Here is a 14,445-nt window from a genome sequence, read left to right as displayed (position 1 = left end):
TATATATCTGCTTTTACCTAATAGCAAATAAGCTTAAATTAACTCCATAGAAATCCATGGAATTCATGGGTGATTTTTTAGGAGACAAAAGTGGAACTATTTAGCCCTGAATTTTTCTCGGCATTACTGGCGATTATTGTGATTGACTTGGTGCTAGCGGGTGACAACGCCATTGTTATTGCGATGGCTGCTAGAAACTTGCCGGCACATCTGCAGAAAAAAGCAATCATTTGGGGTGCTGTAGGCGCTATTGTGGTTCGCAGCGCCATGACCCTATTGGTAGTCTATTTACTCAAGATTCCTGGATTGATGTTGGTAGGCGGACTGCTGCTGGTTTGGATCGCTTACCGACTCCTCAATCCCGTGCAAGAGGGTGATGAGCATGGTCATGCTTCCACGACATTTTGGGGTGCAATGAAAACCATTGTGATTGCCGATGCCATTATGGGTTTGGATAACGTACTTGCTGTGGCAGGTGCATCACACGGTAGCTACGTTCTGGTTGTGCTTGGCTTGTTAATTAGCATCCCAGTAGTTATTTGGGGATCTACACAAATACTAAAACTGGTTGAGCGTTTCCCTTCGGTAACTTATTTGGGTGCTGGTGTGCTGGCATGGACGGCTGCAAAGATGATGATCTCTGAGCCTATCTCACAAGAGTGGCTTGCATCTCAAAGCCCGGCTCTGGAATACGTAATTCAAGTGGTAGTTGTATTGGGTGTGTTAACTAGTGGCTTTATTAGAAGTAGACGTGCGCTTGAAGATGTCATTGCTCCTTCGGTAGTTATTCCGGAATCTGCAAATATCGTTTCACCACAGCAGTCCCCTAATCTTGGAGAAAATAAAATGAATAACATTCTGATTCCAGTAGACGGTTCAAAAAACTCAGATATGGCAGTAAAGCATGCTGTAAGGACTTATGGAAAAGATCCAAATGCACATTTTCATCTGTGCAATGTGCAGCCGATCTTATATCGCCATATTAGTAAATTCTTAAGTAAGCAAAATATTGATGAGTGGCATGCTGAGCGTGCAAGTCAGGCTGCAGTATCCGCATCTAGCTATCTAGAGAAGCAAGGCCTGAACTTTTCATTTACTTACGCATGCGGTGACAAAGGTAATGCCATTCGTGATGAAGCTATTCGACTTGAATGCGATCGCATTGTGATTGGTACTTCAAAGAAAAACTCTTTGAGCAGATTGTTTGAGAACTCTACTACCGCCAAGTTACTAGAGATTAGTGATATTCCTGTTGAGGTGGTAACGGGTAGCTCATTACCCGCCCTTGAACGTTGGGGGATTCCGGCCCTGGGCGCTGGTGCAGCAACCGCCTTGATGGCTGTAGTTATCGATTAACTTTAATCTAGTAGTGCTTTTTTGCCCTCTTTTGAGGGCATTTTTTTTGAAATGAATCTACTAATGGGTAATTCACTATCAACTCAATATATTTGTCATAAGTATGATCTAATTAGGTCTGTACATATGGGGAGTAGCCTGCTCGGTCAACCGAGTCTCCTATGCCGACAGTTCGACCTTTGGGTCCGGTATAGGGGTGAATCAATATCAAGGCAAGACCATTTAAATTTTTATAAATGGTTATCTTTTGAATTTGCAGCTCCAAGCCCTGATTTACCCCCTCAAAACCGTGCTGAGATCCCTTATTTGGGGAATTTCTCGTATTTTTGCCTTTGCTGAGCGGGATAATGAAAGATCTTATTTATTCTCTAAAATTGACGAAATGAATCACTTAAAGTCTTTGTCAATACTTGCTGGCTGCATCCTGTTCGTGGGCGGAGTCAGTGCGCAAAGTCAAAAGCCACTCACGATCAATGAGCTTATTAGTATTGCGCTGGAGTCGAGCCCTCAAGTCTTGGCTGCTCGCGATCAATCCAGGGCGGTCAGGGGGCAACTTTCTACAGCCCGGGCTATCCCAAATCCTGATTTTGAAGTCAATACAGGGCAGCAGAAGTCTGTGTCAGGCCCATTGACTACCGGGAACGTTTCATCGTGGTCGGTGACGCAGCCTTTGGATATGCCTTACACCCGCTATCCAAGGGTAAATGCAGCAGAGGCCAATGTGCGCGCTGCAGAGGCTACTCGTATCGCCTTTGAAATTGAAATGATTTCTAGAGTGCAGCAACGCTTTTATGAGTTGATGCGTCGTGAGGCAGAATTAAAAGCTGCCGAAGAGGATTCGGGTTTAACAAAGCAAATTCGGGATCGCATGCAAATTCGTTATGACGTTGGCGAGACCGCTCGATTTGAATTGATTCGCGCGCAAACCGAATTTCTCAATGCGCAAATCAATACTGAATCTAGCAAGCTTAGGGTGGAGCAGGCTAAAGGTCAGCTTAGGCAGGTCGTTGGGCATAACTTACCTGCTGACTTCGAGGTGATTGCACAACCCGTCAAGATCGAATCCTTGCCTGCTTTGCCCATCTTGCTGAGTGAGTTGCATGCCCAAAGCCCTGAGTTGCAGAGGGCAAAAGCAGAGGTGGAAGCAACTGAATCCAAATTGAGCTTTGAGCAAAACTCCCGCTTACCAAAACTATCTATTAAGGCTCAGCAATATAACGACCCCAACTTTACTGACCGCCTTTATGGTTTGGTTGTGAGTATTCCTATTTGGGACTTCAAGGGTGGTCAGATAGCTGAGGCGGAAGCCAATGCGTCTAAAGCCAAGAACCAACTTAATGCCCAAAGCCAAAGCTTGGAGCAGCAATTAGAGACAGCTTACAAGCTTTATCAGATGACTAGTTATCAGGTGAAGGTACTAGATCAAGAAGTGGTTCAGCTAGCATCAAGTGCGCGACGAATTGCAGAGGTCTCTTATCGCTACGGAGAGCGGGGAATGCTCGAGTATTTGGATGCGCAAAGAACATTTAGAGTGGCTCGTAATGACTTAATCAAGGCTCGCTTTGATTTGGCCTCTGTCGTTACTGAGATTCAACGTTTGAGGGCAACTCCAGAGTGGATTGCAAAAATTGAGAGTGGAAAGTAATGAATCAAGAGTTCACGGAAATGAAGGATAAATTAAAGAGTTTGTACTCTCACTATTTGGCGATTGCAAAAGTCTATGTGCAAGAGTGGGTGGCCATCGTGATTAAAGGACAGCATGATTTTTATATGCTGACCCACGAGTGGTTTACTACTCATTTGCCTCGTGTGGCTGGGCAATACGATAAGAGTCCTCAGTGGATGCAAAAAGGGCTTTTTTACTTCCCTTGGTTCTGTCTTTTTCTGATCATCCTAAATTATTTCAACGTATTTGATCGCAGTCCGAGCATCAAATCTGTACAAGATCCTAACGTAGTGATAGTGAATAATGATTTGCGCAACATGATTACGGATGGACGAATTTATACAGGATCTTTTGTGGAAGAGCTACGTGCATCTGGACGTATTGATTTCAATGAATTATTCCTTTCTCGTATTGGTGCAAACGTGACAGGTCGTGTTTCTGATATCTTGGCAATCCCGGGTCAGATTGTGAAGCAGGGTGACATTCTGGCAAAAATTACCTCTACAGAATTGACGCAATCCCAACTATCTTTTTTAAAGGCGAAGAGTGCAAGTCAGCTAGCTGACCAAGCAGATAACCGTGCCAGAATTTTGTTTAAAGAAGACGTGATTGCTTTAGCAGAATTACAAAAGCGCGAAGCAGAAGCCAGTAGCGCAAAGGCAGAGTATCGGGCGGCTAATGACCAGTTACGTGTTCAAGGAATGGATCAACCTAGTATTGATCGCTTAGCAAAATCGGGTGTGATTGAGTCAACTAATAATGTTATTGCAACGATTCCTGGTGAGATTGTTGAGCGCAAGATCAATAAAGGACAGGTGGTTCAGCCTGCTGATGCCCTGTTTACTGTTGCTGACCTGGGCTCACTATGGGCCGTCTCAGAAATCCCAGAGAGCAATTCTTATTTGATTCATAAGGGTCAAAAAATTACCTTAATCATTCCTTCTCTCAGAAACGCCGAGATTGAGGGCATCGTTGCTCACGTAGATTCCATCGTGAATCCACAAACTCGTACGGTAGTTGTCAGAATGGAGGTGCCCAACAAAGATGGTCTTATTAAGCCTGGAATGTTAGCCACCATGATGATTGAAAGTCAGCCTACCGAAAGATTATTGGTGCCATCCAGCGCAGTTATTCGCGAAGACAATAGTGATCATGTCTTTATTCGTGAAGATGATGAAACTTATCGCATGGTCACCGTGAAATTGGGACCAGAGGGAAAGGGTTATCGTCCCGTGATCTCTGGCTTGAAAGATGGTCAGGAAATCGCTATCAATGGCGCCTTTCATCTGAATACTGAACGCAAGCGACAGTTGAGCGGCGGCTAATCACCATGATTGAAAAAATTGTTCGTCTCTCGCTGCAGCAGCGTTTATTGGTTGTCATCATTGCGTTGGTGCTATTCGTTGCAGGATTGCTGGCAACCAAGCGTCTTTCAGTGGATGCATTTCCGGATGTGACTAACGTCCAAATCCAAATTGCAGCAGAGGCACCAGGTAGGTCCCCGGAAGAGGTTGAGCGATTCGTAACGGTCCCAATTGAGTTGGGAATGACGGGCTTGCCCGGTTTAATTGAAATGCGCTCACTCAATCGCAATGGCCTATCAGTCATTACTTTGGTGTTCACAGAAAAGACTGACCTCTATTTTGCGAGGCAGCTGGTTACCGAGCGTTTGATTGAGGTAGCTTCTGCTATGCCGGTGGGTATCACTCCCGTCATGGCGCCTCCATCAACTGGTTTAGGTGAAATCTATCAATACACAATCGATCACCCTTCGGATGGGGATAGACAGTTGACGGTCGAGGAACTTGAGGAGCGTCGAACGATTCAAGATTGGATTGTGCGTCCGATGTTGCGCTCTATTGCAGGCGTTGCTGAGATCAACACGCAGGGCGGTTACGCGCGCCAGTACCAGGTCTTAGTCAATCCAGAAAGATTGCGCCACTATCAAGTGGATCTTCGTGATATTTATGAAGCCCTAGCTAGAAACAATGCGAACTCCGGGGGCGGACAGCTACCGAGTTATGCGGAGCGCTATCTCATTCGTGGCGTGGGTTTGGTTACCAAACCTGAAGATATCGGAAAAATTATTCTCAAGGAAGTAAAGGGTATCCCGGTCTACGTCAAGAATGTGGCTGAAGTCACCATCGGTAGTGAAATTCGACAGGGTGCCGCCATCAAGAATGGCTATACCGAAAGTGTAGCCGGCATTATTCAAATGATTCGTGGCGGTAATGCGCGTGAAGTGGTCAATCGCATCAAGCTCAAAGTAGCTGAGATTAACGAGGGTAAGTTATTGCCGGATGGTCTCCAAATCGTTCCCTTCTATGACCGTACGGATCTAGTAAATGCTGCGATGTTTAACGTGGCTAAAGTATTAATTGAAGGCGTCATTCTTGTAGTGATCCTTTTGTTTCTATTCTTGGGTGACGTCCGCTCCTCTCTCATTGTGGTTGCGACCTTAATTCTGACGCCGCTATTAACCTTCTTGGTGATGAACCGTTATGGTATCTCTGCCAATCTCATGTCACTTGGTGGCCTTGCTATTGCGATTGGAATCATGGTGGACGGCTCGGTTGTGGTGGTGGAGAACACCTTTGCCAAGATGGGTGAGAGACTGAAAACCGGTGAGTCAAAGATTCGTATTATTTTGGAGGCTGCTACTGAGGTTGGCACTCCAGTACTGTTTGGCGTTGGCATCATTATTTTGGTTTTCATGCCACTTCTGTCTTTAGAGGGCATGGAAGGAAAAATGTTTGCCCCCATGGCGATTACGATTGCCATTGCACTGACTATTTCACTCATCCTTTCATTTACCCTGTCACCAGTTCTCTGTTCTTACATTTTGAAGGGTGGTAGTGAGGACGATACAAAAATTGTGGCTCGTTTACGTGCTCCATATGACCGCTGGCTTCATTGGTGCCTTGCCAATCCAAAGTTGGTTGTCAAAAGATCTTTGATAGGATTGGTTGCCAGCATTATTGGATTTGCTTTGCTTGGAAAAGCCTTTATTCCAGTGATGCAAGAGGGCTCCATTACTCCAGTGATCGTGCGCGCTCCAAATATCTCTCTAGATGAATCAATCAAGCTGGAGTTTGAGGCGATCAAACGCATTATGACTATCCCGGATGTGAAGATGGCGGTGTCTCGCTTGGGTAAGGGTGAGTCACCTGCGGATCCTGGTCAACCAAATGAATCTGATCCGATCGTCACTCTGAAGCCTATTGGCGATCGCAAATTTAGCCAGGAAGAAATTGCCCAGCAGATTCGTGACAAATTAAAAACTTTGCCGGGTATTGAGCTCTCTATTTCACAGCCAATTGCAGCACGCGTAGATGAAATGGTTTCCGGCGTCCGCTCCCAGGTGGCCATCAAGATTTTTGGTGATGATCTGGTTATTCTGCAAAAGTTAGGCGGTCAGATTAGTCAGATTTTGACCAAAATGAAGGGTAGCAACGACTTACGTATTGAGCAGGCCTCTGGACAAAATTATCTGAACATTACTATTAATCGCGATGCTATCGCTCGCTATGGCATTAATGTTTCTGATGTGAATGATGTGATTGAAACCGCTATTGGCGGTAAACAAGCTAGCACTGTTTATGAGGGAGAGAGAAGATTCCCATTGCTGTTGCGTTATCCAGCTCCTTACCGAGATAACGTAGATGCAATCAGTAATATTATTTTGCATTCTCCAGACGGCGCTCAGGTGTTGTTGCGTGATCTAGCCGATATTTCTCTTATCGATGGGCCGGCACAGATCTCTCGAGAGTCTGGCAAGCGACGTTTAGTGGTGGGTGTGAACGTTGATGGGCGAGATCTCGGTGGCTTTGTCAAAGAAGCGCAAGAGTTGATTGCGAAACAGGTGGAGCTTCCGCAGGGCTATACATTGCAGTGGGGCGGTCAGTTTGAAAATATGCAACGTGCGATGGCGCGTTTGATGATCATCATCCCATTAACAATTCTGGCGATTTATTTCTTGCTCTTCATGCTCTTCAAGTCATTGCGCTTGGCTGGATTGATTATTTTGGTTTTACCTTTTGCTTCGATTGGTGGTGTATTTGGCCTATTTATAACTGGAGAGTATTTGTCGGTACCAGCTGCGGTTGGCTTTATTAATCTCTGGGGTATTGCGGTACTCAATGGCGTAGTATTGATTTCATTCATTAAGCAATTGCGTGAAGATGGCTATTCCATGGAAGATGCGCTCTTACATGGTTGTGGACATCGATTTAGGCCGGTCATGATGACTGCTTCAGTTGCTATGCTGGCTTTGGTGCCGATGCTCTTCTCTGGCGGTCCGGGCTCCGAGGTGACGCGTCCGCTAGCCGCAGTGGTAATTTCAGGGCTAATTACCTCAACCGCATTAACATTGCTAGTACTCCCCGTCTTGTATAGATGGTTTGAAGATAAAGAGGTGGAAGCATGATTGAAGTGAAGGCGGTCATTCGCCCAAATAAATTAGCCGCTCTGAGAACAGCCTTGCTGGAAACCCCAGGATTTCCAGGTATGACAGTGACCAAGGTTGAGGGCTGTAGCGCGCCTAATCGAACCGCTAAATTCAATATCAAAGACGAGCTCACAGATTACTCGGCAAAAGTGAAGATTGAAATTGTTTGTAATGATGAGGTTGCAGAGATCTTTATGGACCGTATCGTGACTATTTGCCAAACAGGTCAAGTGGGGGACGGTGTAGTTTGGTGCACCGAGGTTCCTAAGGCTTTCTTTATCTCTAAGACATCGACCTAGATAGACCTCTAAATTCTTCGGTATGATGATTTGAGTGATGTACTAAAACATTACCAATTATCTTGGAGATTGTTGTGAAGAATATTATCGACCGCATTGACCACATTGTTTTGACCGTGACGGATATTGAGCTCACTACACAGTGGTATGAAAAAGCTTTGGGTTTCGAGCGAGAGTTTTTTACTGGACCAGAAGGTCAGCCGCGTTATTCATTGCGCTTTGGGCAATTAAAAATCAACCTTCAAGATAAAGACACAGAAACGCCTACAAAAGCTAAAGTCCCCACGATTGGTTCGGGAGACTTTTGTCTGATTTCAGCAATTCCATTGGATGACTTTATAGCGCATCTTCAGAAGCAGGGCGTTGCCATTGATGTCGGCCCTGTACCTAGGCGAGGCGCTCTTGGTCCAATTCGCTCGGTCTACTTACGTGACCCAGACAATAACCTCGTAGAGGTTGCTGAATACGTCTAGAGTTGAACTGGATCTGGTGCGCTTAACTGGCGTGCAAGATCCAGAAAGTCTTTCGCATGGTAATTAGTAAATTGCTCTACATACAGATCATTTCGTAAATGATTTTTACCAAACTCCGATGGACGCTCAATAAAGGCAGTTTGCAATCCGCAGGCGTGGGCAGCTTCGAGATCATCCTTGTGTGCTGCAACTAGCATGACTTGTTCAGCAGAAAGATTAAAGGTCTCTGCTACCCCCAAGTAAGTTTCGGGGTCTGGTTTGTAGTGGCGGAAAACCTCTGCCGAAAGAATGAGATCCCAAGGCAAACCTGCATTTTTAGCCATATTAGCCAGTAAACCCATATTGCCATTAGAGAGGGTCACAATTGTGAATTGACTCTTGAGCTGATGTAGACCTTCAACAGCTTCTGCCCAAGGATTGAGTCGATGCCATACGAGGTTGAGGTCCTGTATTTGCGCCTCAGATAAGGAATTGATTTGGAAGGTTTTCAGAACGTCATCTAGGATCATGCGATGGAGATCATCAATCTTGGTCCATGGCAGATCTCCGGAGCGTACCCGAGCCATGGCCGGCCTGTAGCCTTGTCTCCAGGCTGTAGCGAAAGCGTCAGGATCTGCTTGGAGCCCTAGGCGAGCGACCTCAGCGGCTATGGAGCCATGCCAGTCAACTACTGTGCCAAATACATCGAATGCGAGAACCTTTGGTTTTGTATTCATGGGTAGATTATTCATTAGCTTGAAACTTTTTGCTGGACATTATTCGGCTTGATTATTTCGCCTGGGGCTCACGTTTGATATGAGGTCATACAAGTCATACATTGCAAAGAATTGCTAGAATGGCAGAGACCCAAAAGGGGCATTAGAACGAATAAGGGACATAATCATGGGCGGTATTTCTCAGTGGGAAAAACTGAATGTTGAGCTAACAGCAGCTCTTGGAAGCTCTGTTCATTTTGATACAGCCCATCAGGCCGTTTACGCCTCAGAAGCCTCCAATTACCGCCAAATTCCGATCGGGGTTGTTACCCCTAGAAATACCGAAGAATTTGTAAAAGGCATTGAGATCTGTCATCGCAATAAGGCCCCGGTCTTGATGCGTGGCGCTGGCACCTCCATGAATGGTCAAACAGTGAATAACGCTGTGGTGTTCGATATTTCGAAGTATTGCAACCATATTCTGGCTTTGGATCCAACTGCTGGCAACGCAACTGTTGAGCCAGGGGTAATTTGTGATTCCTTGCGTGATGCTGCTGAGCTGCATGGTTTAACTTTTGCGCCAGACCCTTCTACACACAGCCGTTGCACTTTGGGTGGCATGGTTGCCAATAACTCTTGTGGCGCCCACTCAGTTATGGCGGGTAAGACACTCGAAAATACCGAGGCTTTAGAAATTCTGACCTATGATGGCGAGCGCTTTTGGGTTGGGCCAACCTCCGATCAAGAGTTGCAAGACATCATTGCTGCTGGTGGACGTCAAGGTCAGATCTATCAAGACTTGCTGAACTTGCGTGATCGCTATGCTGATTTGATTCGAGCACGCTTTCCGAACATTAAGCGTCGTGTTTCTGGTTACAACTTAGATCAGCTGTTACCGGAGAACGGTTTTAACGTCGCCCGTGCTTTAGTGGGTACTGAAGGTACCTGTGCTCTCACTTTGGCTGCGAAAGTCCGATTAGTGAAAAGTCCTGCCAAGCGCGTAGTGTTGGTATTGGGCTTTGATGATATTTATTTGGCAGGCGATGCTGTACCTGAATATCAGTCCTTTAATCCCATTGCAATTGAGGGCTTAGATTACAAAATCATTCGCGGCTTGCAGCAACGTAATTTAGCAAAAGCGGAAATTGATTTACTTCCTCCCGGCAATGCCTGGGTAGTTGTTGAGTTTGGTGACGATACTGTAGAGGGTGCAATAGCTCAGGCCGAAAAAGCCCAGGAGTATTTCAAGACAAGAACAAAAGGTCCTCAGCCATCGACTTGGCTTGAGCCTGATCCCTTAGTGCAAAAAAGGATTTGGTCTATTCGGGAGAATGGAGCATCTGCGACCCACCTATCAATTGATCCAAATTCCCCTGATCCCGTAGTGGGCTGGGAAGATGCCGCAGTCGATCCAGCACGTTTGGGCGAGTACCTACGGGCTTTCCAGAAGCTAGTAGATTCGTATGATTACCAAACTTCACTCTACGGACACTTTGGTGATGGATGTATTCATGCGCGCATCACCTTTAACTTGCGTTCTGCAGAAGGTGTTGCCAAATTCAGATCTTTTATTCGTGATGCTGCAACCTTGGTTGTAGAGTTTGGCGGCTCACTCACAGGTGAGCATGGCGATGGTCAGGCCAGGGCAGAATTCCTCCCGATTATGTTCGGTGAAGAGTTGATGGGTGCAATGCATGAGTTCAAGCGCATCTGGGATCCACAAAACAAACTCAATCCAGGAAAAGTAGTTCACCCTTATCGCGTAGATGAAAACCTGCGCATGGGCCCAGAGTACAAAGTCGTCAATATGAAGACGCGCCTCAATTTCTTGAGCCAAGAGGGCAATGGATTTCAGAGAGCAGTGGAGCGTTGTGTTGGTATGGGTAAGTGCCGTAGTGAAAAAGTCGGCACCATGTGTCCAAGCTATCGCGCTACTAAAGAAGAGCGCTTCTCTACCCGTGGACGCTCACGTCTCTTCTGGGAGATGCTCCAGGGCGAAGTGATTAAGGATGGCTGGGAAAGTAAGGAGCTTAAGGAAGCTCTTGATACTTGCCTATCCTGTAAAGGCTGCAAGAGCGATTGTCCTGCTCACGTGGATATGGCATCCTATAAGGCGGAGTTCTTATCCCACTATCACGAGACCAATAGCCGGCCTCGTCAGGCGCTGACAATGGGTCGCATCGGTGATTGGGCTCCCCTAGCCAGCAAGTTCTCTTGGCTCGTTAACGGGGTCATGCAAACACCAGTAATTTCTAGTCTTGCTAAATGGGTTGGTGGCGTAGCGCAAGAGCGCAGCCTACCTAAGTTTGCAAGCCAATCCTTTAGAAAGCAATTTCAGCAATCCAAGGTTGCCAGTGTTGGCCATAAGAAGGTGATCCTCTGGGTAGATACTTTCTGTGAGCATTTTCATCCTGAAGTTGCCAATGCGGCGGTTGAGGTGCTAGCGCATGCTGGCTTTGAGGCAACATTACCAAAGACGCCGCTATGCTGCGGTCGTCCTTTGTACGACTTTGGTTACCTGGATCTTGCCAAGCAAAAGCTCGAGAAGATTTTGGATGCAATCGGCAGTGAAATTCAAGCAAACCCAGATGCACCGATAGCGGTTGTGGGTCTTGAGCCAGGCTGTATGTCGGTATTTAAAGATGAGTTATTAAAGTTTTTCCCGAACGATCCAAGGGCGAAACGCTTGGCATCTAGTACGTATTTGCTGGGAGATTTTTTGCACGAGCAGGGCTACACACCGCCACCCTTAGATCGCAATATCCTGGTGCATTCACATTGTCACCAAAAATCTTTGTTTGGCACTAAAGGTGATGTAGCCTTATTAGCTGCCTTGGGTGCTAAGGCGGATTACATTGATAGTGGTTGCTGTGGCATGGCGGGTTCATTTGGATTTAATCCAGAACACGTCGAGATATCCAAAGCGGTGGGCGAGTTGGTATTGCTACCCGCCGTCCGGTCTGCTGATCAAGAAACCATCATTCTCACCAATGGCTTTAGCTGCAGAGAGCAGATTGAGCAAGAGACTGGACGCAAGGTAAAGCATTTGGCGGAGTTGCTGCAGATGGCGCACCAAGCCCAAGTGGAGAGGGTGTAATACATAATCCCCTTCTGGCTGGAAAAGAAAAAGCCCCGAGAGATCGGGGTTTTTTTGTATCCAAAGACTACTTTTGGATCTTATGATCGAATCAAGTAATCAAAAGCAGAGAGTGATGCTTTAGCGCCTTCACCCATTGCAATGATGATTTGCTTGTAAGGCACGGTAGTGCAGTCACCGGCAGCAAATACACCTGGCATGGATGTCTCACCCTTCTGATCAATGATCACTTCGCCGCGAGGGGATAAATCAATCACGCCCTTGAGCCAGTCAGTATTGGGTAGCAAGCCAATTTGAACAAAGATGCCCTCAAGTGCAATGTCATGCATCTGATTATTAGCTCTATCTTCATATCGCAAGGTGGTTACCTTGCCATCTGCTCCCAAAACTTCCTTACTCAACGCATTGGTAATGATGGTGACGTTAGGCATACTGTTTAATTTCTTTTGTAGGACAGCATCGGCACGGAGTTTGGTATCGAATTCAACCAAAGTAACGTGGTTCACAATTCCTGCCAAATCAATTGCAGCCTCAACTCCAGAGTTTCCTCCGCCAATCACCGCTACGCGCTTGCCTTTGTACAGAGGGCCATCGCAGTGCGGGCAGTAAGCCACACCTTTACCACGGTACTCTTGCTCGCCTGGTACATTCATTTCGCGCCAGCGTGCACCAGTGCTCAAAATAACGGTTTTACTTTTCAAAACAGCGCCATTTTCTAGAGTGATTGCAATTTCATCACCAGTCTTACTGAGGCTTTTGGCAGTCTGTAGATTCATTAAATCAACTTCGTATTCTTTGACGTGTTGCTCAAGAGCCATTACTAATTTTGGACCTTCAGTTTCCTTAACAGAGATGAAGTTTTCAATACCAACGGTATCGGCAACCTGACCGCCAAATTTCTGAGCTACCACACCAGTTCTGATACCTTTACGAGCAGAGTAGATCGCTGCCGAAGCGCCTGCTGGACCACCGCCAATAATTAAAGAATCATAGGCATCTTTAGCGTTCAATTTTTCTGCATCGCGTGCTGAAGAATTGGTATCGAGCTTGGCAGCAATTTCTTCAACGCTCATACGGCCTTGGCCAAACACTTCACCATTCAGAATGACTGTCGGCACAGCCATGATCTGGTATTGATCTACCAAGCCCTGAAAGAGGGCGCCATCGATCATTTCATGTTCAATGTTTGGGTTCAACGCAGCCATGAGGTTCAAGGCCTGCACAACGTCAGGGCAGTTATGGCATGACAATGAAATGAAAGTCTGAAAGCGCTTCTTACCTTCCAGGCCCTTAATGCTTTCGATTACATCTTGCTCCACTTTAGGTGGATAACCGCTAGTTTGCAAAATAGCCAAGATGAAGGAGGTCATCTCATGGCCCATTGGTAGGCCTGAGAAAGCGATGCGAGCAACGTCATCCACTTTGCTTACGGTGAAGCTAGGAATATTTTTGCTGCTACCGGCAGTCTTTACTGTGATCTTGGAGGATTGCTCGGCAACCTCGTTTAACAGCTCCAGCATCTGAGCTGACTGAGCGCTGTCGTCTAAAGTAGCCTCTAAAACGATAGGGCTCTCAATTTTTTCAAAATAGGTCTTGAGTTGGGCCTTGATGTTGGTATCTAGCATGATGTGTTCCTGAGTATTTAATCTTGATGAGTCTATTGGGCAGGGCTCCTACCACTCATCCTGCCCAATAGACTCTCCGAAGAGAGTCTATTGACTACTAATTGAAGCTAACTTTGATGCTTAGATCTTGCCTACAAGGTCTAAAGATGGAGTCAATGTTGCTGCGCCTTCTTTCCACTTAGCTGGGCAAACTTCACCTGGGTGAGCGGCTGTGTATTGAGCAGCCTTGAGCTTGCGTAATGTCTCAGAGATATCGCGAGCGATTTCGTTTGAGTGGATTTCAGCTGTTTTGATAACGCCTTCTGGATTGATGATGAATGTGCCGCGCAGTGCAAGGCCTTCTTCATCAATATGTACATCAAAACCACGTGTCAATGTGTGTGTTGGATCGCCAACCAATGGGAACTTTGCTTTACCTACTGCAGGTGAAGTCTCGTGCCACACTTTATGTGAGAAATGAGTATCAGTAGTGATGATGTAAACCTCTGCACCCATCTTTTGGAACTCAGCATAGTTATCAGCTGCATCTTCAATTTCTGTTGGGCAGTTGAATGTGAAAGCTGCTGGCATGAAAATCAATACAGACCATTTGCCTTTGAGGGACTCATCGGAAACAGTAACAAACTTACCATTGTGGAAAGCTTGGGTTTTAAATGGGATTACTGGTGTGTTGATTAAAGACATAGGGTTCTCCTGTAAAAAATAAAATAGTTGATTCACAACAGAGACCATTCTAGAGACTAATTATTTATTTGCATAATGAATAATTTAGATATTAATGATCTAT

Annotated in this window: 10 protein-coding genes and 1 pseudogene; 8 read left to right on the top strand and 3 right to left on the bottom strand. The window is 46.0% G+C overall.

What is annotated here, in order from left to right; genetic code table 11:
- Positions 1-90: 90 nt before the first annotated feature.
- The 7 genes and pseudogenes from B7Y67_RS05815 to B7Y67_RS05785 all read left to right on the top strand — a co-directional run.
- Positions 91-753 (top strand): annotated as a pseudogene (locus B7Y67_RS05815) (TerC family protein); the annotation flags it as partial.
- 93 nt (positions 754-846) lie between these two features.
- Positions 847-1,356 (top strand): universal stress protein, encoded by a 510-nt coding sequence (locus tag B7Y67_RS05810; protein WP_293597816.1) that lies wholly within the window; start codon positions 847-849, stop codon positions 1,354-1,356.
- 382 nt (positions 1,357-1,738) lie between these two features.
- The gene (locus B7Y67_RS05805; RefSeq protein ID WP_293597815.1) at positions 1,739-3,001 is read left to right on the top strand and encodes a TolC family protein; all 1,263 of its coding nucleotides are present in this window, start codon (positions 1,739-1,741) and stop codon (positions 2,999-3,001) included.
- The gene (locus B7Y67_RS05800; RefSeq protein ID WP_293597814.1) at positions 3,001-4,347 is read left to right on the top strand and encodes an efflux RND transporter periplasmic adaptor subunit; all 1,347 of its coding nucleotides are present in this window, start codon (positions 3,001-3,003) and stop codon (positions 4,345-4,347) included. Before B7Y67_RS05805 ends, B7Y67_RS05800 begins: the two co-directional genes overlap by 1 nt.
- Before the next feature lie 5 nt (positions 4,348-4,352).
- Positions 4,353-7,448 carry a CusA/CzcA family heavy metal efflux RND transporter gene (locus tag B7Y67_RS05795; protein ID WP_293597813.1) on the top strand — a complete coding sequence of 1,032 codons (3,096 nt, stop codon included), beginning with the start codon at positions 4,353-4,355 and terminating at the stop codon, positions 7,446-7,448.
- Complete coding sequence (locus B7Y67_RS05790) at positions 7,445-7,768, top strand: P-II family nitrogen regulator (protein ID WP_293597812.1); 324 nt, start codon at positions 7,445-7,447, stop codon at positions 7,766-7,768. Before B7Y67_RS05795 ends, B7Y67_RS05790 begins: the two co-directional genes overlap by 4 nt.
- Before the next feature lie 74 nt (positions 7,769-7,842).
- Positions 7,843-8,241, top strand: a complete 399-nt coding sequence (locus B7Y67_RS05785) for a VOC family protein (protein ID WP_293597811.1) — start codon at positions 7,843-7,845, stop codon at positions 8,239-8,241.
- Here the strand turns inward: B7Y67_RS05785 and B7Y67_RS05780 are convergent.
- Positions 8,238-8,957 carry a haloacid dehalogenase type II gene (locus B7Y67_RS05780; protein WP_293597810.1) on the bottom strand — a complete coding sequence of 240 codons (720 nt, stop codon included), beginning with the start codon at positions 8,955-8,957 and terminating at the stop codon, positions 8,238-8,240. The two genes, B7Y67_RS05785 and B7Y67_RS05780, sit on opposite strands and share 4 nt — an antisense overlap.
- A gap of 166 nt (positions 8,958-9,123) precedes the next feature.
- Here B7Y67_RS05780 and B7Y67_RS05775 point away from each other — a divergent pair, with 166 nt between their 5' ends.
- A complete protein-coding gene (locus tag B7Y67_RS05775) occupies positions 9,124-12,033 on the top strand; it encodes an FAD-binding and (Fe-S)-binding domain-containing protein (RefSeq protein WP_293597809.1) in 2,910 nt (969 codons plus the stop codon).
- Positions 12,034-12,113: 80 nt separating this feature from the next.
- On the opposite strand, the gene ahpF is transcribed toward B7Y67_RS05775, so the two are convergent.
- Complete coding sequence (gene ahpF, locus B7Y67_RS05770) at positions 12,114-13,658, bottom strand: alkyl hydroperoxide reductase subunit F (RefSeq protein ID WP_293597808.1); 1,545 nt, start codon at positions 13,656-13,658, stop codon at positions 12,114-12,116.
- Positions 13,659-13,778: 120 nt separating this feature from the next.
- The gene (gene ahpC / locus B7Y67_RS05765) at positions 13,779-14,342 is read right to left on the bottom strand and encodes an alkyl hydroperoxide reductase subunit C (RefSeq protein ID WP_215377148.1); all 564 of its coding nucleotides are present in this window, start codon (positions 14,340-14,342) and stop codon (positions 13,779-13,781) included.
- Positions 14,343-14,445: the final 103 nt, after the last annotated feature.

Source organism: Polynucleobacter sp. 35-46-11 (assembly GCF_002281105.1).
This window is presented reverse-complemented; position numbering and strand designations above follow the sequence as displayed.

Coding starts and splice junctions, on each gene's coding strand:
- B7Y67_RS05810 (WP_293597816.1), top strand. CDS start 847: ATGAATAACATTCTGATTCCAGTAGACGGTTCAAAAAACTCAGATATG.
- B7Y67_RS05805 (WP_293597815.1), top strand. CDS start 1,739: ATGAATCACTTAAAGTCTTTGTCAATACTTGCTGGCTGCATCCTGTTC.
- B7Y67_RS05800 (WP_293597814.1), top strand. CDS start 3,001: ATGAATCAAGAGTTCACGGAAATGAAGGATAAATTAAAGAGTTTGTAC.
- B7Y67_RS05795 (WP_293597813.1), top strand. CDS start 4,353: ATGATTGAAAAAATTGTTCGTCTCTCGCTGCAGCAGCGTTTATTGGTT.
- B7Y67_RS05790 (WP_293597812.1), top strand. CDS start 7,445: ATGATTGAAGTGAAGGCGGTCATTCGCCCAAATAAATTAGCCGCTCTG.
- B7Y67_RS05780 (WP_293597810.1), bottom strand. CDS start 8,957: ATGAATACAAAACCAAAGGTTCTCGCATTCGATGTATTTGGCACAGTA.
- B7Y67_RS05775 (WP_293597809.1), top strand. CDS start 9,124: ATGGGCGGTATTTCTCAGTGGGAAAAACTGAATGTTGAGCTAACAGCA.
- ahpF (WP_293597808.1), bottom strand. CDS start 13,658: ATGCTAGATACCAACATCAAGGCCCAACTCAAGACCTATTTTGAAAAA.
- ahpC (WP_215377148.1), bottom strand. CDS start 14,342: ATGTCTTTAATCAACACACCAGTAATCCCATTTAAAACCCAAGCTTTC.